Annotated in this window: 21 protein-coding genes; 14 read left to right on the top strand and 7 right to left on the bottom strand. The window is 61.9% G+C overall.

The window, feature by feature from the left end; all coding sequences use genetic code 11:
* Positions 1-141: 141 nt before the first annotated feature.
* The 5 genes from GGQ66_RS08850 to GGQ66_RS08830 all read left to right on the top strand — a co-directional run bounded on the left by GGQ66_RS08850 (position 142) and on the right by GGQ66_RS08830 (position 5,519).
* On the top strand, positions 142-1,632 hold the full coding sequence (locus GGQ66_RS08850) for a glycosyl transferase family protein (protein ID WP_183791562.1): 1,491 nt from the start codon (positions 142-144) through the stop codon (positions 1,630-1,632).
* A 212-nt stretch (positions 1,633-1,844) separates the two neighbouring features.
* Positions 1,845-2,768 carry a siderophore ABC transporter substrate-binding protein gene (locus GGQ66_RS08845; RefSeq protein WP_183791560.1) on the top strand — a complete coding sequence of 308 codons (924 nt, stop codon included), beginning with the start codon at positions 1,845-1,847 and terminating at the stop codon, positions 2,766-2,768.
* 84 nt (positions 2,769-2,852) lie between these two features.
* A complete protein-coding gene (locus GGQ66_RS08840) occupies positions 2,853-3,809 on the top strand; it encodes an ABC transporter permease (protein ID WP_183791558.1) in 957 nt (318 codons plus the stop codon).
* Positions 3,799-4,767 (top strand): iron chelate uptake ABC transporter family permease subunit, encoded by a 969-nt coding sequence (locus GGQ66_RS08835; RefSeq protein WP_370686316.1) that lies wholly within the window; start codon positions 3,799-3,801, stop codon positions 4,765-4,767. Before GGQ66_RS08840 ends, GGQ66_RS08835 begins: the two co-directional genes overlap by 11 nt.
* Positions 4,764-5,519 (top strand): iron ABC transporter ATP-binding protein, encoded by a 756-nt coding sequence (locus tag GGQ66_RS08830; protein ID WP_183791556.1) that lies wholly within the window; start codon positions 4,764-4,766, stop codon positions 5,517-5,519. Before GGQ66_RS08835 ends, GGQ66_RS08830 begins: the two co-directional genes overlap by 4 nt.
* Before the next feature lie 19 nt (positions 5,520-5,538).
* Here GGQ66_RS08830 and GGQ66_RS08825 read toward each other — a convergent pair whose 3' ends face one another.
* Positions 5,539-6,147 (bottom strand): TetR/AcrR family transcriptional regulator, encoded by a 609-nt coding sequence (locus GGQ66_RS08825; protein WP_183791554.1) that lies wholly within the window; start codon positions 6,145-6,147, stop codon positions 5,539-5,541.
* Between the two features lie 102 nt (positions 6,148-6,249).
* On the opposite strand from GGQ66_RS08825, the gene GGQ66_RS08820 reads away from it, so the two are divergent.
* From GGQ66_RS08820 to GGQ66_RS08810, 3 genes are all read left to right on the top strand, one after another.
* Complete coding sequence (locus GGQ66_RS08820) at positions 6,250-6,999, top strand: SDR family oxidoreductase (protein WP_183791553.1); 750 nt, start codon at positions 6,250-6,252, stop codon at positions 6,997-6,999.
* Between the two features lie 103 nt (positions 7,000-7,102).
* On the top strand, positions 7,103-7,750 hold the full coding sequence (locus tag GGQ66_RS08815) for a DedA family protein (protein ID WP_183791551.1): 648 nt from the start codon (positions 7,103-7,105) through the stop codon (positions 7,748-7,750).
* A 44-nt stretch (positions 7,751-7,794) separates the two neighbouring features.
* Positions 7,795-8,379: a class I SAM-dependent methyltransferase gene (locus tag GGQ66_RS08810; protein WP_210287221.1), complete on the top strand. Its 585-nt coding sequence runs from the start codon at positions 7,795-7,797 to the stop codon at positions 8,377-8,379.
* Positions 8,380-8,493: 114 nt separating this feature from the next.
* Here GGQ66_RS08810 and GGQ66_RS08805 read toward each other — a convergent pair whose 3' ends face one another.
* From GGQ66_RS08805 to GGQ66_RS08785, 5 genes are all read right to left on the bottom strand, one after another.
* A complete protein-coding gene (locus tag GGQ66_RS08805; protein ID WP_183791549.1) occupies positions 8,494-9,276 on the bottom strand; it encodes an ABC transporter permease in 783 nt (260 codons plus the stop codon).
* 10 nt (positions 9,277-9,286) lie between these two features.
* Positions 9,287-10,156, bottom strand: coding sequence for an ABC transporter permease (locus tag GGQ66_RS08800; protein WP_183791547.1), 870 nt, complete (start codon positions 10,154-10,156; stop codon positions 9,287-9,289).
* Entirely contained in the window at positions 10,153-11,268 is a 1,116-nt protein-coding gene (locus GGQ66_RS08795) for an ABC transporter ATP-binding protein (protein WP_183791545.1), read from the bottom strand. Before GGQ66_RS08795 ends, GGQ66_RS08800 begins: the two co-directional genes overlap by 4 nt.
* Before the next feature lie 137 nt (positions 11,269-11,405).
* Positions 11,406-12,470: an extracellular solute-binding protein gene (locus GGQ66_RS08790; RefSeq protein WP_183791543.1), complete on the bottom strand. Its 1,065-nt coding sequence runs from the start codon at positions 12,468-12,470 to the stop codon at positions 11,406-11,408.
* Positions 12,471-12,758: 288 nt separating this feature from the next.
* The gene (locus GGQ66_RS08785; RefSeq protein ID WP_183791541.1) at positions 12,759-13,337 is read right to left on the bottom strand and encodes a cupin domain-containing protein; all 579 of its coding nucleotides are present in this window, start codon (positions 13,335-13,337) and stop codon (positions 12,759-12,761) included.
* Positions 13,338-13,463: 126 nt separating this feature from the next.
* On the opposite strand from GGQ66_RS08785, the gene gabT reads away from it, so the two are divergent.
* The 6 genes from gabT (at position 13,464) to GGQ66_RS08755 (ending at position 19,440) form a co-directional block, all read left to right on the top strand.
* Complete coding sequence (gene gabT / locus GGQ66_RS08780) at positions 13,464-14,756, top strand: 4-aminobutyrate--2-oxoglutarate transaminase (RefSeq protein ID WP_183791539.1); 1,293 nt, start codon at positions 13,464-13,466, stop codon at positions 14,754-14,756.
* A 110-nt stretch (positions 14,757-14,866) separates the two neighbouring features.
* Complete coding sequence (locus GGQ66_RS08775; protein ID WP_183791537.1) at positions 14,867-15,547, top strand: type 1 glutamine amidotransferase; 681 nt, start codon at positions 14,867-14,869, stop codon at positions 15,545-15,547.
* A gap of 136 nt (positions 15,548-15,683) precedes the next feature.
* On the top strand, positions 15,684-16,703 hold the full coding sequence (locus tag GGQ66_RS08770) for an ABC transporter substrate-binding protein (protein WP_183791869.1): 1,020 nt from the start codon (positions 15,684-15,686) through the stop codon (positions 16,701-16,703).
* A 44-nt stretch (positions 16,704-16,747) separates the two neighbouring features.
* Positions 16,748-17,758 (top strand): FecCD family ABC transporter permease, encoded by a 1,011-nt coding sequence (locus tag GGQ66_RS08765; protein ID WP_502708688.1) that lies wholly within the window; start codon positions 16,748-16,750, stop codon positions 17,756-17,758.
* On the top strand, positions 17,755-18,516 hold the full coding sequence (locus GGQ66_RS08760) for an ABC transporter ATP-binding protein (RefSeq protein ID WP_183791535.1): 762 nt from the start codon (positions 17,755-17,757) through the stop codon (positions 18,514-18,516). Before GGQ66_RS08765 ends, GGQ66_RS08760 begins: the two co-directional genes overlap by 4 nt.
* Before the next feature lie 33 nt (positions 18,517-18,549).
* Positions 18,550-19,440, top strand: a complete 891-nt coding sequence (locus GGQ66_RS08755) for a DMT family transporter (protein WP_183791533.1) — start codon at positions 18,550-18,552, stop codon at positions 19,438-19,440.
* A 297-nt stretch (positions 19,441-19,737) separates the two neighbouring features.
* Here GGQ66_RS08755 and GGQ66_RS08750 read toward each other — a convergent pair whose 3' ends face one another.
* On the bottom strand, positions 19,738-21,036 hold the full coding sequence (locus GGQ66_RS08750; RefSeq protein WP_183791531.1) for an MFS transporter: 1,299 nt from the start codon (positions 21,034-21,036) through the stop codon (positions 19,738-19,740).
* Positions 21,037-21,174: the final 138 nt, after the last annotated feature.

The following is a 21,174-nucleotide window of genomic DNA, read 5'->3' as shown; positions in this document are numbered from 1 at the left end:
CTACCCCTGAATCTCAATTTTTAGTGACAGCCCGACTTTTAAGTTGAGCGTATTTGTCGACTTATTTAGGAAGCCAGGAGGGATCAAGTTCGAAGTTTTATAACGTTTCTAAATTTGAAATATCGCAATTTGGGTGGACCCATGACGCCTTCCAGCCGACGCAGCGAACCAAGGCCGACCGGTAAAGGCAGCGAACCCGACCGGCTGGGTCAGCTTCGGCTGCTCGTTGTTCTCGACGCCTTGTTGCGGGAGGGTAGCGTCAGCGGTGCTGCGGCCGGTCTTGGCCTGCAAAGTCCGGCTGTCAGCCGCATGTTATCCCAGCTTCGCGATATTTATCGCGACCCGCTCTTCAACCGCACCGGCAAGGGCCTGGTCCCGACCCCCTTTGCGGAAAGCCTCCGCCCGCGGGTACGCGCCGTCGCGGTGGAAATGGAAGCCCTGATGGCCGCCGCCGAAACGGTGCCACCGCGGACCGCCCCCGCCGAAGACTGGGAACAGGAGCCTTTGTTCAGGCCGATGCCGCTGACCGTGCGCCGCGCCAGTCTTCTGCAGGGGGAGCCGGGGCCGATGGATGTCGCCAACAAGCTGGCGCGGATCGGCCACAACGCCCAACCCGAAAAACGGTTGGCGAAATACATCGCGACGACCGCCGCCGGTGCGGGCCGCAGCAGGCCGCTGACCCAGCAGGAAGCGGAGGATGCAATGGCGATTGTCCTCGCCGGCGATGCCGATCCGATCCAGCTCGGCGCGCTGCTGACGGCCATCGGCTATCGCGGTGTAACGGCCGCGGAGGTGGCGGGCTTCATTACCGCCGCCCGCGCGCGGATCGGCACGGCACCCGCCACGGGACTGCATGTCGACATGGACTGGCCGGCCTATATCTCCCCGAAAGTCAGAACAGCACCGTGGTTCCTGCATGCCGCACGGCTTGTCGCCGGAGACGGATACCGGGTGTTGCTGCACGGCAGCCACGGCGGGGGGAAAGAGGGCGGAAAGTTCGAACTGGCCGCCTCCCTCGCCGGTATTCCGGTCTGTAGCAACCTTGCGGAAGCACGCGGCGCGCTTGCCCGCCACGCCATCGCCTATGTGCCCCTTGGCGCGCATTCGCCGCAACTTCAGGCCTTGCTGGCACTTTATCCGCTCTTCGAAATGCGGCTGCCCACGCACGCGGTCGTTCACCTGCTCAACCCGCTCGGCGCACGCGTCAGCCTGCTGGGCGTGGCGCAGCCGTCGAGCCGTGAGCTGCACCGCGAGGTTGCCCGCTGCCTTGGCGCGCAGGATATCGCGATCCTTGGCAACACGCGTGATCTTGCGGAATTCACCCCGTTCAGGCCGACGACCATCCTGCGCCTTGCCGGCGGCGAGACGCAGGATATTCACGTTCCCTCGCAAAAGATGCCGCACAAGGAGCAGCGTCCGTCCGCCTTCGGAAGCCGTGAATACTGGCATGCCCTGTGGACGGGAGCCGCCCGCGACCCGGTGGCCGAAAGCATCGTGACCAGCACGGCGGCCGCCGCACTTCTGGCACTGGACGACCGGAAATTCCCGACCTTCGACCACGCGCTCGGCCACGCAAATACGCTCTGGAAAAACCGTTTATCCCGTCCCGATCACGAGAATATGAACGGGTGAAAAAGCCGGGCAACCGTGGCACGGCGCAGCAGGAGAACGGGTATTATTCTGTTTTTCCTTTCTTTTCCGGAACACAGACACCGTCATCATATAGCGATTGACGATGATGGCCGGCGGCAATAAGTAAGGCACGATACTCAAGTTTAAGCGCGCCACCGTCATGACCTCCCCGGACGGACGATCGCGTGCATCAACAGGATCAGGTTTCAGCGATGTTCATCCAAGGAATGAAAGCCGCACTCATCGGTGTCGTGGCCGCGTTTGCCGCTTTGCCGGCACTCGCCGCCGACATAACGGTGAAGCACGCCCAGGGCGAAACGGTTCTGCCGGGCAAGCCGGCGAAAATCGTCGTCTTCGATCTCGTTTCACTCGACACGCTGAAGACGCTCGGCGTGACCGGCATTGTCGGCGTACCCTCCGGCAACAAGCCCGATTATCTCGCCGATTTCGCCGGCGGCAAGGTGCCGGAAGCCGGGACCCTGTTCGAGCCGAACTTCGAGGCCGTCGCGGCTGCCGAACCGGATCTGATTATCGTCGGCGGACGTTCAGCGCCGAAATATGCCGATCTTGCCAAGATCGCCCCCACCATCGACATGACCATCGACGCGCAACGCTTCCTTGCGAGCGCCGAGGACAATGTTCGCACGCTGGCAACGGTGTTCGGCAAGCAGACGGAAGCCGAGACCCTGATCGGCAAGCTCAATGCCTCGACTGCCGCGTTGCGGGAAAAGGCGCCCGCCGCCGGCAAGACGCTCTTCATTCTGACCACGGGCGGCAAGCTCAGCGCCTATGGCGCCGGCTCGCGCTTCGGGTTGGTCCATTCGGATTTCAACTTCGCTCCGGCGGATGAAACCATCAAGCCCGGCAATCACGGCCAGCCGGTTTCCTTCGAATATATCCTCGAGCGCAACCCCGACACGCTTCTGGTTCTCGACCGCGATGCCGCCATCGGCCAGGAAGCCGATGGCGAGGCCGCCGCCAAACTGCTGGACAACGAGATCGTGCGCCAGACTGAGGCCTGGAAGAACGGCAAGGTCGTCTATGTCAGCGGCGTTCTCTGGTATCTCGTCCCCGGCGGACTGACCTCGATGCAGATGGTGGTGGACGAACTCGTCGCGGCCTTGGGCAAGGGCTGAACCGCCCGCCATTCGCCTCACCCTGTCGCAGCCGCGCGTGACCGCGTGGCTGCCTTTGCCGTTTTTGGGAGAACAGACCGGATCGTGCGCCTCCTGCTTTTCATCCTCGCGGTTCTCGTGCCGCTGGCCATCCTCAGCCTGTTTACCGGCGTCAGCAATGTATCGCCGGCAACATTGTTCGCTGGCGATGCGCGCGCGGTCATGGTTCTGGTGGAAAGCCGGGTCCCGCGCACCATCGCGCTGATCCTCGCCGGTTCCGGCATGGCGGTGGCCGGCACGATCATGCAGATGCTCGCCCGCAACCGGTTCGTCGAGCCTTCAACCGCCGGCACGGTGGAATCGGCAGGGCTCGGCATCCTCGCTGTACTTCTGCTGGCGCCCGGCCTTCCGGTTTTCGCCAAGATGCTGGTGGCCGCCGTGTTCGCGCTGGCCGGCACGCTGCTTTTTCTTGCCATATTGCGCCGCATTCCCCTGCGGTCCGTGCTGATGGTGCCGCTCATCGGCATCATGCTCGGCGGTGTCATTTCCGCCATCACCACGTTCTTCGCCTATCGCTACAACATGCAGCAATCGCTCGGCGCCTGGATGAGCGGCGATTTCTCCGCCGTGCTGCGCGGGCGCTATGAACTCCTCTGGTTCTCCTTCGCCATGACCGTGATCGCCTACATCGCCGCCGATCGCTTCACCGTCGCCGGTCTGGGAGAAGATTTCGCCACCAGCCTCGGCCTCAAATATACCAGCGTCATGGCGCTCGGCCTCGGCATCGTCTCCATGGTCACCGCCGCCGTGGTGGTCAGCGCCGGCATGGTGCCGTTTCTGGGGCTCATCGTGCCGAACGTCATCAGCATGATCATGGGCGACGCGTTGCGCCGCACGCTGCCCTGGATCGCCGCATCCGGTGCGGCCCTGGTGCTGGTGTGCGATATTGCCGGCCGCACCATCAACGCGCCCTATGAAATCCCCGTGGGAACCGTCCTCGGCATCATCGGCAGCGGCTTCTTCCTCTACCTGCTACTGAGGAGGCAATCCCGTGCGGCATGAGGCACAATCGCGCGCGCCGCTCGCCGTGCTGGCGGTTCTCGCCGTCGTGGCTCTTGTCGCGATCGTCTGTTTCATGACGGTCGGCGCGAGGGGGAGCTGGAGCTTCGTTCTGGCGTTCCGCGGCCTGAAACTCGCCGCACTGGTGCTGATCGCCACCGCGATCGCCATCTCCACCGTGCTGTTCCAGACCATCACCGGCAACCGCATCCTGACGCCCTCCATCATGGGCTTCGACGCACTCTATGCGCTGGTGCAGACGGTGCTGGTGTTCCTGATCGGCGCCGGCGCTGCCTCGGGTGTTGATCCGCGCCTGATGTTTGCCGGCAATGTCATCGTCATGGTGCTGTTTTCGCTCATCCTTTACCGGTTTCTGTTTTCCGGCGGCACCCGCAGCCTGCATCTCCTGATGCTGGTCGGCATCGTGTTCGGCGTCTTCTTCCGCTCCATTTCCGGCTTCCTGCAGCGGATCATCGATCCGAACGATTTCGTGGTGCTTCAGGACAGATTGTTTGCCAGCTTCAACACCGTCGATACCAGCCTGCTCGGCATCGCCACCGGCGGCATGGTGCTGGTCGGCCTGGCCATGATCCGCTATCTCCACACCTTCGATGTGCTGTCGCTCGGCCGCGAGGCGGCGATCACGCTCGGCGTCGATTACAGGCACGTCACCACGGCGATCCTGGTGATGGTGGCGGTGCTCGTCTCCATCTCGACGGCGCTGGTCGGGCCGGTCACCTTCTTTGGCCTGCTGGTCGCCAATCTTGCCTATCTCGTCATGCCGAGCGGCAAGCACCGGCACATCCTGCCGGCGGCGGTTCTGATCGCCATCGTCACGCTGGTCGGCGGTCAGGTCGTCCTCGAACGGGTCTTTGCCTTCGACACCGCGCTTTCCGTCGTCATCGAATTCGCCGGTGGCCTGTTTTTTATCCTCTACCTTGTCAAGGGAGGCTCCCGGTGATCGAAATTTCCAATGTCAGCAAGACCTATGGCGCAAAGCCGGTCGTCGATGGCGTTACGCTGAACCTGCCGGTTGGCGGCCTGACCTCGATTGTCGGCCCCAACGGCGCCGGCAAATCGACGCTCCTGTCGATGATCGCGCGACTGATGCCGATGTCGGCGGGCAGCGTGACCGTCGACGGGCTGGATGTGACGAAGACCCCGGGCGATGTCCTGGCGCGCCGCCTGTCTATCCTCCGGCAGGACAATCACGTCACGGCCCGCCTTACCGTGCGCGATCTCGTCTCCTTCGGACGCTACCCCCATTCACGGGGGCGGTTGACGAAAGAAGACCTGCATCATGTGGACGAAGCGATCGCTTATCTCAATCTCGGCGAACTGTCTGGCCGGTTTCTCGATGAACTTTCCGGCGGTCAGCGCCAGAGGGCCTTCGTCGCCATGGTTCTCTGTCAGAACACCGACTACGTCCTCTTCGATGAGCCGCTCAACAATCTCGACATGAAACACGCGGTTTCGATGATGCGGCTGCTGGCCAGAGCCGCCAGCGATCTCGGCAAGACGGTCGTGCTCGTCATCCACGACATCAATTTCGCCGCCGTCTATTCGGATTATATCGTGGCCATGCAGAGCGGCCGGATCGTTTGCCAGGGCACGCCGGACGAAATCATCCGCGCCGATGTTCTGGAAACCATCTTCGGCACCCCCTTCGAGGTCCACACCATCGGCTCCAGACGCATTGCCACCTTCTATTAGAGCAGGCGCGCCATTGCGCTCACGCCCCAAGCCCCAGATAGCCGTAGACAGCCCGCCTGATCCGTTGCTCCAGCGAGGCTAGATCCGTCTCACCGAACAGTCCCCCGGCATCCGCCATTCCGCGCGTCAGGGCCGCGAGATCGCGCGCCGAGGTCTGCGGCTCGGCTATGCCGTGCATGCTCAAGGCTTCGGCGACAATGACGATGATCGAACGCTTCAGGACTTCCGTTTCCGCATTAATCGGCAGCGTTGCCTCTGCATATTCGAGACTTCTAGAGAGCCCCGGCCGTTCAAGCTGATGCACCAGCGCCGCGTGGACGAAACCATCGACCATGCACTTCAACCCGCGGTGATCCGCCCTTGCCCTCTCGCTTTCCAGGGCCGCGATCAGGGCCTCGCGCTTGCGGCGGATCAACAGCGTCAGGATCGCCTCTTTCGTCGGGAAATACTGGTAAAGGCTGCCGACGCTGACGCCTGCCCGCTCAGCGACCGCATTGGTGGTGAAAGCAGCCAGCCCCCGCGTCTCCAGAATGCGAGCACTGGCCTCCAGGATCGTCTCCACCGTGGCGGACGAACGGGCCTGACGCGGCTGTTTGCGGACATTTATGAAGGGTGGTGAGGACGACATGGAACGCGAGTAAGAAATACGAGTGATTGCTCATAATATGCGTGCAAACGAAACACCGCGCAATGGGAGCCATCATGAACCTGCACGGAGAAGGCACGGATAATGCATCTTGAACAGAAATGGGCGCTGGTGACCGGGGGCAACACCGGCATTGGCGAACAAGTCGCGCTTGAGCTCGTGGCAAAAGGCGCGCATGTCGTCATCGTCGCGAGAGACAGGGACCGGGCGCAGGCCGTAACGGCGCGCCATCCGGACAGGATGACCTTCATTCAGGCAGACCTGTCACTGCCCGATGAACAGGACCGGGTGGTCCGCGAAGTCACGCAGCGCTTCCCCCAACTGGCAATTCTCGTCAACAACGCCGGTGTTCAGGTCAACATGCCGGCGGTGAGCATTGGCAGCGGCGACCAGATGACGAGGTTTCGCAGCGAGATCGCAGTCAACCTCACCGCGCCGGTTGCTCTCAGTTTCGGCCTGATGCCGCTTCTTGCCGGTCAGCCGGAGGCGGCAATTGTCAACGTTTCCTCGGGTCTCGCCGTCGCCCCCAAAAGGACCGCACCGGTCTATTGCGCCAGCAAGGCAGGTCTTCGCGCCTTCAGCCGGGCACTGCGTTACCGTTGCGAGGACGCAGCCCCCGAAATCCGGGTGATCGATGTCATCATGGCGTTCGTCGATACGGGCATGACCCGCGACCGGGGCGGCAGGAAGATGTCGGCCAGGGCCTCGGCCAAGGCGATTGTCGCGGGGATCGAAGGGCAACGGCGCGAAGTCTGGGTCGGCAAGACGCGGCTTCTGCGTATCGTCGGCCACCTGTTTCCGCGCCTCGCCTACCGGCTGATGCGCAATGGGTGAAGCCGGGCAACGCTTGCCCGGCAGTGGCCGTTTCGAACCGGGTGCCGCCACCTGCGGCACTCGACCTTCCACCAGACCGACACATCGATACGAGGAGAGACCCATGGATCTCGACCCGGTGGGCATCATCATGGCATGGCTTCGCAATTATGGTCTCGCCGGTCTCTTCGCCGTGGCGCTGGCCGAGCGCTTCTTGCCCCTCATTCCCTCCTACGGCCTGCTTCTGGCCATCGGCATTTCCGTCGGCGACGGCCACTGGTCGCTGTCATCAGCCCTCCTTTCGACTTCCGCCGGAAGCCTCCTCGGTTGTGCAGCATGGTTCTATTCCATAAGGGCGCTGGGCGAAGCGCGTTCCGTGCGGCTGTTGAACGGAACCGGCATACTGTTTGGCCTGCCCCCTGCCCGTCTGGCGCGCTGGGCTTCCTCCTTCCGCCAGAACCAGACTGCGGTGTCCTTTACAATCCAGCTCGTTCCAACCCTGCGGCTCTTCGCTCCGGCCTTCGCGGCTCTTTTCCAGAGCAGCGCCAGCCGCTTCATCGCAGCGTCCACGGCCGGGATCATGCTCTGGAACGGCCTGTTTATCTGCATCGGCCATGCCGTGGCCTTGCACGCAATCGACACGACGAACATCACCGCCCTGGCTCTGGCGGCTCTTTGTGCCCTGCTCTGCGTAGAGATGATCCTGTACTGGCTCGCCAGACGCGTGCTCGGCAAGCGTCAAGCTGACCTCACCCCGGATTGTGGCTCATGAGCGATCCGAAGCAGGGGGATACCCATCATGCAAGGTCGAATTCCATGACACGGCCGCGTATTTCCGAGACCTTCGGTTTCTTCAGGGCGTGGCTTCGAAATCCCCTGCGGGTTGCCGCCGTGGCCCCGTCGGGCCGCGCCCTTGCCAGCCTCATCACGTCGGAAATCTCGCACGAGACGGGCCCTGTGATCGAGCTTGGTCCGGGGACGGGCGCCTTCACCGGCGCGTTGATCAAGCGCGGTGTAGCGCAAGAGGATCTGGCCCTGATCGAGTTCAGCCCGGAGTTTACCGCAGCGCTTCGCTTGCGCTATCCGGGCGCGCATGTTTTCCATATGGATGCAACGCTTATCGAGACCGCGCACCTCTTCTCCGGCAAGCCGGCCGGTGCCACCGTCAGCGGATTGCCGCTGCTGTCCATGCCGCCACGCAAAGTGCAAGCGATTCTGGCCGGCGCGTTCCAGAAGATGCAGGCAACGGCCGCATTCTACCAGTTCACCTATGGGCCGCGCTGTCCTGTACCCCGCAAATTACTGGAGCCACTCGGACTTGAAGCGCACCGGATTGGCGGGACATTCGCCAACCTGCCACCCGCCGCCGTTTACAGAATCCGGAAAAGACCGAAACGATAGCGAGACGCTTTTGACGCTCGCTTTGCGGTCGCCATAAGGCACGGGACAAACCGGGCGCTGACGTGAAGGCCCCTCTCCCACCGGGGGAGGGGCCAGAGCCGCAATCCCTTCCCCCTACTTCTTCTCGCGCAGCATGGTCACCGAACTGAGGATCAGCGCGAGCGATACCAGCACGATGAGCGCGCCGATGGCGTTGATTTCCGGCGTGATGCCGCGGCGGAGCGTCGAGTAGATATACATCGGCAGGGTGATGTCGCGGCCGGTGAGGAAGTAGGTGACCGGGATTTCATCAAAGGAGAGCGTGAAGCACAGAAGAGCCGAGCCGATGATGGCAGAACGGATATTCGGAAAGATGACGTGGAAGAAGGTTTCCACCTGCGTCGCACCGAGATCCGAGCTTGCCTCGGCCAGATTGCGGTTGAGCTTTTCCATGCGCGCCAGAACCTGGGTGATGACGATACCGACCAGCGCCGTGGCGTGACCGATGATGACGGCGCCCAGGCTCTGCGGCAGGCCGATCTGCTTGTAGAAGTTCAGCATGGCGATACCCGTGACGATGCCCGGCAGGGAGAGCGGCAGGAGGATCGTATTGGTGAACAGCCGCTTGCCGATAAACTCGAAGCGATCGAGCGCCAGCGCCGCCGGCACGCCGATGACAATGGTGAGCGCCGTCGCGGAAAGCGCCACGATGAGACTGTTGACCAGCGATTGCAGCAGCGCCGCATTGGCGAAGACCTTGCGATACCAGTCGAGCGTGAAGCCGGAGAGCGGGAAGGACGTGACCGGGCTGTCGTTGAAGGAAAACAGGATGAGGATGGCGACGGGGATATAGAGGAACAGCAGCGTTCCGATCGCGACGCCGACGAGGCTTTTCTGCCACCACATGAGCTTGTGCATTGAAACCTCCTCAACCCATCGACACGCGACCGGCGCGGTCGATCTTGCTGGACACCTGCAACACGACGAGCACGAGCGCGAAGATGATGGCCGCGAGTGCCGAGCCGAGCGGCCAGTTGAGCGCTGCGCCGAACTGGCTTTGCAGAACCGTCGCGACCATGGTGCCGCTCGGTCCGCCAACCAGAACCGGGGCGACGAAATCGCCGAAGGACAGGCAGAAGGTCATTGTCGCTCCCGCCACGATGCCGGCGGTGGAGAGCGGCAGGATGACGCGAAGGAAGGTTTCGAACGGCCCCGCCCCCAGATCCTGCGAGGCCTCGATGAGGTTCGAGGGGATGCGCTCCAGCGCCGTGAAGATCGGCATCACCATGAAGGGAATGAAGATATAGGTGAGCGTGATCACCATGGCCGCCTGATTGTAAAGGAAGATATCGAGCGGCTGATCGATGATGCCGAGCCACAGCAGCGCGGAATTCAGCGCCCCGTCGGTGCCCAGAATGATCTTCCACGTATAGGCGCGCAGCAGGTAGGACACCCACAACGGCACGACCACGCACATATAGAGCAGCGTGCGCAGCTTTTCCGAACGGATGGTGAAGACAAGGAAATAGGCGAGCGGATAACCGAGCGCCACGGAATAGGCCGTGACCAGCGCGGCAATCTTCATGGTGCGGAAGATGACCGCCGAATATTGCGGATCGGAAAAGAGCTGGATGTAGTTGCCGAACTGGAAATCCGGCACGAACAGCGGAAACTTGCGGGTCCAGAAGCTCATCATGCCCATGGAAAGATAGGGCAGGATGAGGAAGAGAACGGTCCAGGCGAGCGGCAGCGAAAACAGCAGCCAGAAGCTCAGCCTTTGGCGGGTTCTGGCTTTCATGCCGCCGCCTCCGCTGCATAGACCATGACATCGGGCGCGGCCACCGAAAGCGGCACCCGGCTGCCCGGCTGCGGCACGGCGCCATCATCGGCGACGCTTGAACGGTGAACGTCGATGAAGACGGGCGTTTCCACCTGGTCGAACCTCAGTTCGAGCTGGAAGCGGCCACCGTGGAAAAGCTGATCGACGACCGTGGCGGTGAGCGGCAGGCCGTGACGGCTTTCGCCGATGCGCAACCGCTCGGGGCGAATGGCAATCAGCGCCGCCTGCCCTTCCCTCAGCTTTTCGCCGCTGCCGACGGCAACGCCCGAAAGCATCGCCCCATCGGGCAGGCGAATGCGGGCAAAACCGCCTTCGGAACCGAGGAAAGTGGCCGGCACCAGATTGGCCGCGCCGATGAAATCCGCGACGTAAGGCGTTGCCGGCCGGTCGTAAAGCTCGGAGGGCGAACCGATCTGGGCGATGTGCCCGCCCTTCATGACCGCGATGCGGTTGGAGAGGACCAGCGCTTCCTGCTGGTCATGCGTGACCATGAGGAAGGTAATGCCAAGCTTCTGGTGCAGGTGCTTCAGTTCCACCTGCATGGCCTCGCGCAGCTTCACGTCAAGCGCGGAGAGCGGCTCATCGAGCAAAAGAACCTTGGGCTCGCGGGCAAGTGCGCGCGCCATGGCGATGCGCTGGCGCTGGCCACCGGAGAGTTGCTGCGGCATGCGGTCCGCCTTGTCGGCCAGACCGACAAGCGAAAGCGCCTCGCGAACCCGGCGGGCGCGCTCTTCCGGCGGCTTGCGGTTGGCGCGCACCGTCAGCCCGTAGGCAACATTCTCCGCCACCGTCATATGCGGAAACAGCGCGTAATCCTGAAACACGGTGTTGATATCGCGCCGGTAGGGCGGTTGTTGCGTGACATCAGCACCGGCCAGCGTGATGCGGCCGGAATCGGCGGTCTCGAAACCGCCGATCAGGCGCAGCGTCGTCGTCTTGCCGCATCCGGAGGGACCGAGCAGGGTAACGAACTCGCCCGCGCCGATTTCGAGGTTGATATTGTGGAGCGCGGTGAAGGTGCCGTAGGCCTTCGCCACATTCTCCAGGGTTACGATCGGTTGCAACGCCATCGTGAGTTCCTTGGCTGGTCAGTCGTCTTGTCTGGGGCTGGCGGAACGCGCTTCGGTTCCGGCAAAAGCACGCCAGACAGCGGAAATCGCCGCCGGGGGAAGAACCGGCGGCGACGGGGCCGTGTCGGGATTGCGCCTTACGGCGCGGCCTTCACGGCGTTCCAGACCTCGAGATACTTGTCGAGACGGGCAGGCATCTGCCACATGACAAGGCTCTTCACGAACTCGATATTGTTGACCTTCTTGGCTTCGGCTTCCTCACCCTTCAGGCAGCCGGAAACAACCTTCGGGTTGACCGGGAAATAGCCGGACGAACCGACAATGCCGCACTGGCCTTCCGCGCTCAGCATGAAGGAGAAGAACTTGTAGGCGCAATCCGTGTTCGCGCTGCCCTTGACGAGCTGCATGGAGTCCATCCAGCCCTCGGCCTTTTCCTTCGGCGTGAATTCCACGACCTCGAAGCCCTTCTTCAGCGCATTGACTTCCTTGCTCTGAAGGCCCGTCCAGGTGTTGGAAAGCCAGACTTCCTGATTGGCGTAAAGCTCGGTCAGCTCGCCGGCGGTCGCCCAGTATTTGCGGATCAGCGGCTTCTGCTCGATGAGCTTGGCCTTGACGGTTTCAAGCTGTTCGTCCGTGAGGTCGTAGACGTTTTCGAAGCCAAGCAGGCGGGCCGCCCAGTAGATCGAGGACTTGTCGTCCCACATGGCGATCTTGCCGGCATATTTCTTGTCGAAGAGAACGCCGATGGAATCGGGCTTCGGGGCAACCTTGTCGGCGCGGTACATCAGCGAAATGGAGCCCCAGACCAGCGGCACGGACCAGGTTTCGCCCTCGGCCACCACATCGTTGGCCTTGGTGAATTCCGGATAAACGTCCGAAAAGCCTTCGATCTTCTTGGTGTCGATGGGCTCGACAAAGCCGGCCTGGCGCATCAGGCCGATCGTATCGATGGAGGGAACGATAATGTCGTAGACGCCGCCGCCGGCTGCCAGCTTCGGCGCGAAATCGTCATTGGAGCCGACATAGGTCGACGTCGTCTTGCAGCTCGACGCCTTCTCGAACTTCTCGATGAAGGAGGGATCGGCATAACCTTCCCAGGTCAGGATGTTCAGTTCGCCGGCGCTGGCGAACGAGGGCGCCGCGATGGAGAGGGCGGAGACAAGAGGCAGTAACGTGCGGCCTCGACCGTAAGCTTTCTTCATTTTGTTCCCTTTCTGGTTTTCGGAATTCCGTATCGACCGGCCGCTTCTTGTGACGGCTGCAGGCGCTCGCTTTGTGCAGCAGTCGAGCGCTCAAAATATACGTAGCAAGCGCCGTGCCAGCCCCATGCGCGAAAATTTCCATTATTTTTCAGCCGCTTGGAAAACAGCAAATCTGCATCGCTCCTCAGGCGATGCGAATTCGCATCGCTTTCCGCAGGATCTCAGCACGACGTTTCAGGGAAACGGAAACAGTGAGAACGACAACGTGCCGCGCGCATCTGACAAACGTCAAAGATAGGGCGGCGTGCAGGCGGAAACGACGATGGCCTCGCGGTCCGAGGTGTTGCGAAAGCGATGCGGTTCGGCGGAATTGAAAAGATAGGCATCGCCCGCCTTGAGGACCGCGACCTGCTGGCCGACCGTCACTTCGATCTCGCCGGCAATGACAATCCCGCCTTCGCTGGAGGGGTGCTCGATCATCGCCTCGCCGGTATCCGCGCCCGGTTCATAGCGCTCGTGCAGGATTTGCAGGTTGTGGGCGCGGGCGTCGCCCACCTGCACCAGACTGATGCGCCCGACCGTATCTTCCCGCATGCTGTAAAGCCGCGTCGTCAAATCCCGCAGATCCTGCGGCTTGAAGAATACCGCATTGGTAGAGGTTCGATCCGGCTCAAAAAATTCCGACATGGTTACGCTCATGCCGCCAAGGATCTTGCGCAGAGAAGCCACGGAAGGACTGCTCTTGTTGGTCTCGATCATGGAAATCTGCCCGTGCGGCACCCCCGAAGCCTTGGCCAGATCGCGCTGGGAAAGCCCTGCAGTCAAACGCATTTCCTTCAGCCGGCCGCCCACGTCAAAATCATCCATGCTCAAATCTCCACTGCACGGACTGGATAGTAATTGCCGAGCGCTTCGCTATCAATCGCAAAAACCTGTTGCTCAAAATAATGAGCTATGTAATGTTTTATGCGCAAGATAATGAGGGGTTCTCCAATGACCATCAGCCAGTCCATGTCCGCCCGCAAGGCAGACGCCATCGCCCGCGGCGTTTCCACGCGCGAAATCTATGCCGTTCGGGCCGAAAATGCCGAATTGTGGGACGCCGAAGGCCGGCGTTTTCTCGACTTCGCCGCCGGTATCGCCGTCAACAACACCGGCCATCGCCACCCGGCGGTGATGGCGGCTGTCGCCGAACAGGCCCAGGCCTTCACGCACACCTGTTTCCACGTCGCTCCCTATGAGGGCTATATCCGCCTGGCCGAACGGCTGAACGCGATGACACCCGGCGATTTCGCCAAGAAGACCGTTCTCGTCACCACGGGTGCGGAAGCCGTTGAAAACGCCATCAAGATGGCGCGCGCCTATACCGGCCGTTCGGGCATCGTGTCCTTCTCCGGTGCGTTCCACGGCCGCACGCTGCTCGGCATGGCGCTGACCGGCAAGGTCTCGCCCTACAAGAAGGGCTTTGGCGCCATGCCGCCGGAAGTGGTGCACGCCCCCTTCCCCAATGCCATGACCGGTGTGACCGCCGACGATGCGCTGGCCGACCTCAACCGGCTGTTTGCAAGCTCGGTCGATCCGGAACGGGTGGCGGCCATCATCATTGAACCCGTGCAGGGCGAAGGCGGCTTCAACATCGCGCCTTACGGCTTCCTCGCCGCCATCCGCGCCCTTTGCGACCGCCATGGCATCGTCATGATCGTCGATGAAATTCAGGCCGGCATTGCCCGCACCGGCAGGATGTACGGCGTCGAGCATTACGGCGTCGTTCCCGACCTCATCACCATGGCCAAGGGTCTGGCCGGCGGTTTCCCGCTCTCGGCTGTCACCGGCCGCGCCGAAATCGTCGATGCCCCCATTCCCGGCGGTCTGGGCGGCACCTATGCCGGCAATCCGCTTTCGGTGGCCGCCTCCCACGCCGTTCTGGACGTGGTGGAAAAGGAAGGGCTTTGCGCCCGCGCGGAAAAGATCGGCGAGATCATCCGTGGGCGCCTGTCCGAACTGGCCAAGCGCCAGGGTATTTCAGTGATCGGCGATGTGCGTGGCCTTGGCGCCATGAACGCCTTCGAACTGGTCATGCCGGACGATGCGTCGGCCGCCAACCCGGATCTGACCAAGGCCGTGGTGGCCGAAGCCGAAGCACGCGGACTTATTCTGCTCTCCTGCGGCACCCGCTATAACGTCATCCGGCTGTTGCCGCCGCTCACCATTCCGTTCGAACAGCTTGACGAAGCGCTCGATATCATCGAGCAATCGCTGGAAGCCGCACTGGCGAAAGCGGCCTAACCGGAAAGCCGAGCGCACGGCCGGATCCTTTCCTTGACGGGAAAGCGGTCCGGCCGTGCGATCCGTTCGGGAGGCCGCGAAGGATTTCAGGAACCCGCAAGGAAAGACGCATGAAGACGATTGGCATTCTGATCACCGGCCACACGCCGGATCAGCTTCTTCCCGACCATGGCAACTACGCCGACATGTTCGCCGCCCTGCTCGGCGATTTCGATTTCACCTTCCGCTATTACACCGTGGTCGACGGCCAGTTTCCCGAGAGCGTGTCGGACGCCGACGGCTGGATGGTGACGGGCTCCAAGCATGGTGTTTACGAGGAACTCGACTGGATTCGCCGGCTGGAAGGCTTCATTCGCGATGCACATGCCGCCAAGGTGCCGATGGTCGGCATCTGCTTCGGCCATCAGGTCATGGCCAAGGCAATGGGCGGTACGGTCGAGAAGTTCGAAGGTGGCTGGACGGTCGGCACCCGCACCTACACCCGCTTCGATACCGGCGCGGTTCAGACCGCCCTTGCCTTCCATCAGGATCAGGTCATCACGCCGCCGCCTTCGGCGCAAGTGCTGGGCGAGAGCGACAATTGCCGGATTGCCGTGCTGCGCTACGGTGACTGGGGTCTCTCCTACCAGCCGCACCCGGAATTTACGCCGACCTTCTTCGAGGAACTGACGGAAACCCAGCGCAGGATCCTACCGGAACCGGTCTATCAGGCCGCCCGCAAGGTCACGCAACCGCTCTCCACGCAGGATTTCAGCCAGGAAATCGGCGCCTTCCTCGCCCGCCCGCGCTGAACCATTCCCGGGGCCAAGGACGCCTGTCTGAAATCACCCTCGAAAAAGATGAGAAAAAGACTATTGTTTTTCTCATCTCTCGTGATTACTGGATGCTCATATTTGGTCGCGACCGGAAACAAGGATGAGCGAGACGATGAACAGGGTGTTTGCAGGTGCGGGTATTTGCGCGATTATGGGCATGCTCGCCACACCGGCTTTTGCAGCTTCCACCTCTTATCCGCTGACAATCGAGAACTGCGGCACGAAGGTGACCTTCAGCAAGGCACCGGAGCGCGCCGTCGGACTTGGCCAGAACAGCGCGGAAATCATGCTGCTGCTCGGTCTTGAAGACAGGATGGTGGGCACCGCCTTCTGGCCGAACAAGGTTCTTCCGCAACTCGCCGAAGCCAATGCGAAGGTCAAGGTTCTGACGGTCGAGTTCCCGACCTTCGAAGCCATTCTGGCGCAAACGCCGGATTTCGTGGCAGCCGCCCTGCCCAGCCTGCTTGGCCCGTCAAGCAAGGTCGCCAAGCGCGAGGACTTTGAAAAGGTCGGCGTGCCGAGCTACATCTCGCCGAGCACATGCGTCGCTGAGGGCGTCCGCACGGACAAGTCCGGCTATGGTGATCGCTCGAAGCTCTGGAATATGGATACCCTTTACCAGGAGATCGACGAACTCGCGCAGATCTTTGACGTTCGTGACCGCGGCGACGCGTTGATCGCCGACCTGAAGAAGCGAGAGGCCGCGCTACGCGCCGATGCACCGAAGGACGGAAAGAAGCTGTCCTACGTCTTCTGGTTCTCCAGCCCCTCGCCGTCTGCCGATGCCTATTTGGGCGGCAAGAACAGCGCCTCCGGTTTCATCGCCGATGTCCTTGGCGGAACGAACGCCATCACCACCGAGGCCGATTCTCCCGCCCTTGGATGGGAAAGCATCATCGCCAGCAATCCCGATGTCATCGTCGTCGCGCAGGTTGATCGCAACCGATGGGATCTGGACAAGTCGGAAGCCAAGATCAAGTTCCTGACGACCGATCCCGGCACGAGCCAGATGCCGGCGGTCAAGAACAAGGCAATCGTGGTCATGGACGGCCAGGCCATGAACCCGACCGTGCGCACGATCTACGGCGCAGAACAGATCGCCCAACAACTGAAAACGCTTGGTCTGAAGTGACAACCGACACCATCCGCAGTTCGTCGGGCAGGCAATCGCGACACATCGGGGCCGTCCTGACGGTTACCCTGTGCTCGCTCGTTGCCATAGCGCTGGTCGTCGGCATCAGCGTGGGGATCGGTGACATGCCGATCCCCTTGTCGACCACCTATTCGGCCATCACGAACAGACTGGGCTGGACGGCGATCCAGCTCAACCCGATCCATGAGACCGTGATCTGGGAGTACCGGCTGAGCCGGGCGCTGGTCGCGGTGTTCTGCGGTGCGGGCCTGGCGCTATGCGGCGCGATCATGCAGGCGCTGCTGCGCAATCCCCTGGCAGAACCTTACGTGCTGGGCATTTCCGCAGGCGCCTCCACCGGCGCGGTCGCGGTCGTCATCCTGGGCATTGGCGCGGGCGCCATCTCGCTTTCGGCAGGCGCTTTCGCCGGGGCATTCGCGGCATTTCTGTTCGTGGCGCTTCTGTCCAACGGTGCGCGCGGCGGGGCAGACAGAACGATCCTGGCGGGGGTTGCGACATCGCAGCTCTTCAATGCGGCGACCTCCTATATCGTCACGACGTCCGGCAATGCCCAGCAGGCGCGCGACGTGATGTTCTGGCTGCTCGGCAGCTTCGGCGGTGTTCGCTGGCCCGAATTTGCGCTGGTTTCCATGGTCGTCGGCCTGGGGCTGATCGTCTGCATCTTCTATTCCCGTGTGCTTGACGCCTTCGCCTTCGGTGACGAAGCCGCGTCCTCCCTCGGAATTGACGTCGGCCGAACGCGGATCATTCTCTTCGCCCTGACGGCCATCATGACCGCCACCATCGTCAGCATGGTCGGCACGATCGGCTTCGTCGGACTTGTCGTTCCGCATGCCGCCCGCTTCGTGGTCGGACCCCTTCATGCGAGACTTCTGCCAGCCTGTGCGGTTACCGGTGCGGTGTTCATGGTTCTGGCGGATATCGCCTCGCGCACGCTCATCCCACAGCAGGTATTGCCGATTGGCGTCGTCACCGCACTGGTGGGCGTGCCCTTCTTCTCCATCATTCTCTACAAGCTCCAGCGGGCGTCATGAGCATCAGGGCTGAAAATCTGGTCTGGAAGATCGGTTCGAAGACAATCGTCGATGATGTCTCGCTCATCGCCAGGCCCGGAGAAATTCTGGGACTGCTCGGGCCGAATGGCTCGGGCAAGACCTCCCTGCTCCGGCTTCTGGCGGGACTGAAACGGCCCCTTGCGGGACGGATCACGCTCGATGGCCAAGACATCGGCACGATCCGCCGGCGCGCGATTGCACAGCGCGTGGCATTCATCGAGCAGCACGCCACCACCAACGCAAATCTCAAGGTTGTGGATGTCGTCAAGCTTGGCCGTTTCCCGCATCGATCGATGTTTTCCGGCTGGACCAGCGTCGACGATGCTGCCGTCAACAGTGCGCTCGACCGGACGGAACTGACCGCGAAGCGGAACGACACCTGGCAGAGCTTGTCGGGTGGGGAAAAGCAGCGCGCCCACCTGGCCCGCGCGCTTGCGCAATCACCGAAGGAACTCATCCTCGACGAACCGACCAACCATCTCGACGTTCATCACCAGATTGGCCTCCTGCGGCTCGTTTCGACCCTTGGCGTCACCAGCATCATTGCGTTGCATGATCTGAACCATGCGGCAATGTTCTGCGATCGGCTGCTCGTTCTGCAGGCGGGGAAAGTCGTCGCATCGGGCACGCCTGAAGACGTGCTGACCCGCGAGTTGCTGAGGGACGTCTTTTCCGTGGAAGCGCATGTGTCGCCCTCCCCCTATCATGCGAAGCCGCACATCCATTTCGTGCGGTGATTGCGGCCTGCGAAACAGCGTGAAGAATCGACCGTGACCAGAACCTCTGAAAATCCGGCCGCAGGGATAGGTCTGCGCATCCTTTCGGGTTTCCTGTTTGCCGTCATGTCAGTCTGCATCAAGGCGACTTCAGCCGAAATCCCGGTTGGTGAAATCGTCTTCTTCCGGTCCGCATTCGCGCTGATCCCGCTTGTGGTTTTCCTTTGGCTAAGGGCAGAGTTCCCGCATGGTCTCGCAACGAAGCGACCGCTCGGGCATCTCCTGCGCTCCAGCCTTGGCGCTGCGGCGATGTTTGCGTCCTTTGCATCGATCGCCCGGCTGCCTTTGGCCGAAGCGACCTTGCTCGGCTATCTGTCGCCCACCTTTACCAGCATCGCCGGCGTTCTTCTTCTGTCCGAACGGATAACAGTCTGGCGCGTCGGCGGCGTCGTGCTGGGACTGGCCGGTGTTCTGGCACTCGTATGGCCGGAGATCGGTCAGGGCGATATCAATGGCGATCGCCTTTGGGGGTATCTCTTCGGCCTGCTGATGGGCATTCTGACTGCATGTGCGCTCATCATGGTGCGAAGCCTGAGCCGAACCGAAAATCCGGGCGCCATCGCCTTCTACTTCGTGATCGCCTCTATGCTTGGCGGGATCGCCACCATTCCGTTCGGATGGGCCATGCCGGATAGCTACGGACTGATCATGCTCATTCTCGCCGGATTGTTCGGAGGTTTTGCGCATATCGCCCTGACGCTGGCTTTCAGGCATGCCGAGGCGTCCCTGCTGGCACCGTTCGAATATCTGGCAATCGTGTGGCCGGTCATTGCCGACACGCTCCTGTTCGATACACCCTTGTCCTACGCATTCCTGACGGCACTTCCGCTCGTTGTGTCCGGCGCGGCGATGGCCGCAGTCGAAGGACGACGCCGGACGCGATGAACACGCCGGCCATCCGTTACAAGAACCATCGCTTCCCGCTGGTGCCGCACAGGCAGAGTGCCAACGTCATGACGGTGGGCGCGGTCAACGTCTGAGCTGACTGGTCAATAAGGCGTGTTTCCGCAATTGCAGACCGCATGCCACTCTCAATCCGGTGGCCCGGCCAGCTTTCCGTCCTTGTCGGGTCATCAGCCCGCGGAAAGTCCATCCCATCTGTCCCCGTTGGGACAGTCTCTCAATGAAAGAGACCGAGAGGAAGAGAGCGGGACGGACAATCGCGCCGTCCCGCGTCGTTTGTCACGCCTCGGCGGCGATTGTGCTGGACCGCGCGCTGTCCGTCACCTTGCGGTAGATGAGAAGCGTCGCCACCAGACCGCAACCGCCTGCAAAGGCGAGCCAATAGCCGGGTGCTGCCTTGTCGCCGGTCTCCTGGATAAGCCAGGTGGCGATGGCTGGCGTGAAGCCACCGAAGATCGCCGTCGCCAGTGAATAGGCAAGCGAGAAGCCTGCCGTCCGCACGATCGGCGGCACGATCTCCGTCAGGGCAACCACCATGGCGCCATTGTAGCTGGCATAGAGGAAGCTGAGCCAGAGTTCGGCGATCAGCATGTGCTCGAAGCTCGGTGCGGCGACGAGCCAGGCGATGACCGGGTAGGCTGTCACGAGAGCCAGCGCCGAAAAGACCACGAGTACGGGCTTGCGGCCGATGCGGTCGGAAACAGCACCCATTACCGGCAGCCAGAAGAAGTTCGACAGGGCGACGCAGAACGTCACGAGAAGACTGTCGGTCTCCGAAAGCTTCAGGACGCTCTTGCCGAAGGTCGGCGTGTAAACGGTAATGGTATAGAACGAGACCGTCGTCATGACGACCATCAGCATGCCGAGCAGGACGATGCCCCAGTTCGCAGCCAGCGTCTGGTAGATCTGTGTCATGGTCGGGTGATGCTTACGGGCGGCGAATTCCTGCGTTTCCTCGAGCGAGCGCCGGATATAAAACAGGAACGGTACGATGCCACAGCCGATGAAGAAGGGTATGCGCCAGCCCCATTCCGACATCATGCTCGGCGGCAGCACGGAGTTCAGCGCGTAGCCGAGAGCGGCCGCGACCATGATGGCAACCTGCTGGCTGGCGGACTGCCACGACACATAGAAGCCCTTTTTGCCGGGGGTCGACATCTCCGCCAGATAGACCGAGACGCCACCGAGTTCCACACCGGCGGAAAAGCCCTGCAACAGGCGGCCGATCAGAACGAGAAGCGGTGCGAAGAGACCAATCGTCTCGACGCCGGGCACGAAGGCAATAAGCACAGTGCCGACCGCCATGATGCCGAGCGTGACGATGAGGCCCTGACGACGACCGATCCTGTCGACATAGGCCCCGAGAAAGATCGCACCGAGCGGTCGCATCAGAAAGCCCGCGCCGAAGGTCATGAAGGTCAGCATCAGCGATGCAACTTCGTTGTTCGACGGAAAGAAGGTCTTGGAAATGTTGCTGGCGTAGATGCCGACGAGGAAAAAGTCGAACATCTCAAGGAAATTGCCGCTTGTTACGCGCAATACGGTGCCAACGCGGGATGAGCGTGTACTTGCTGTCATGGTTGTTCCTCCCTGTGCACGAGACGCACCCCGCCTGGGGGTCCTCCGGCCTCGATACGAACGGTCGCGCGTCAGTCGTTGTGGCCCACGGCGCGTCTCAACGGCAGGCCGCGACATGCGGCTTTACCAAACTCATTT

Source organism: Allorhizobium borbori (assembly GCF_014196535.1).
Classification (GTDB): Bacteria; Pseudomonadota; Alphaproteobacteria; order Rhizobiales; family Rhizobiaceae; genus Ectorhizobium; species Ectorhizobium borbori.
Note: the sequence above shows the minus strand (reverse complement) of the source record. Positions and strands in the feature narration are given on the sequence as shown.

Excerpts from the sequence above, each read along its gene's own strand:
- GGQ66_RS08750 (WP_183791531.1), bottom strand. The coding sequence starts at position 21,036 with ATGACAGCAAGTACACGCTCATCCCGCGTTGGCACCGTATTGCGCGTA.
- GGQ66_RS08760 (WP_183791535.1), top strand. The coding sequence starts at position 17,755 with ATGAGCATCAGGGCTGAAAATCTGGTCTGGAAGATCGGTTCGAAGACA.
- GGQ66_RS08845 (WP_183791560.1), top strand. The coding sequence starts at position 1,845 with ATGTTCATCCAAGGAATGAAAGCCGCACTCATCGGTGTCGTGGCCGCG.
- gabT (WP_183791539.1), top strand. The coding sequence starts at position 13,464 with ATGACCATCAGCCAGTCCATGTCCGCCCGCAAGGCAGACGCCATCGCC.
- GGQ66_RS08815 (WP_183791551.1), top strand. The coding sequence starts at position 7,103 with ATGGATCTCGACCCGGTGGGCATCATCATGGCATGGCTTCGCAATTAT.
- GGQ66_RS08850 (WP_183791562.1), top strand. The coding sequence starts at position 142 with ATGACGCCTTCCAGCCGACGCAGCGAACCAAGGCCGACCGGTAAAGGC.
- GGQ66_RS08790 (WP_183791543.1), bottom strand. The coding sequence starts at position 12,470 with ATGAAGAAAGCTTACGGTCGAGGCCGCACGTTACTGCCTCTTGTCTCC.
- GGQ66_RS08800 (WP_183791547.1), bottom strand. The coding sequence starts at position 10,156 with ATGAAAGCCAGAACCCGCCAAAGGCTGAGCTTCTGGCTGCTGTTTTCG.
- GGQ66_RS08770 (WP_183791869.1), top strand. The coding sequence starts at position 15,684 with ATGAACAGGGTGTTTGCAGGTGCGGGTATTTGCGCGATTATGGGCATG.
- GGQ66_RS08825 (WP_183791554.1), bottom strand. The coding sequence starts at position 6,147 with ATGTCGTCCTCACCACCCTTCATAAATGTCCGCAAACAGCCGCGTCAG.
- GGQ66_RS08805 (WP_183791549.1), bottom strand. The coding sequence starts at position 9,276 with ATGCACAAGCTCATGTGGTGGCAGAAAAGCCTCGTCGGCGTCGCGATC.
- GGQ66_RS08775 (WP_183791537.1), top strand. The coding sequence starts at position 14,867 with ATGAAGACGATTGGCATTCTGATCACCGGCCACACGCCGGATCAGCTT.
- GGQ66_RS08810 (WP_210287221.1), top strand. The coding sequence starts at position 7,795 with ATGACACGGCCGCGTATTTCCGAGACCTTCGGTTTCTTCAGGGCGTGG.
- GGQ66_RS08820 (WP_183791553.1), top strand. The coding sequence starts at position 6,250 with ATGCATCTTGAACAGAAATGGGCGCTGGTGACCGGGGGCAACACCGGC.
- GGQ66_RS08785 (WP_183791541.1), bottom strand. The coding sequence starts at position 13,337 with ATGGATGATTTTGACGTGGGCGGCCGGCTGAAGGAAATGCGTTTGACT.
- GGQ66_RS08795 (WP_183791545.1), bottom strand. The coding sequence starts at position 11,268 with ATGGCGTTGCAACCGATCGTAACCCTGGAGAATGTGGCGAAGGCCTAC.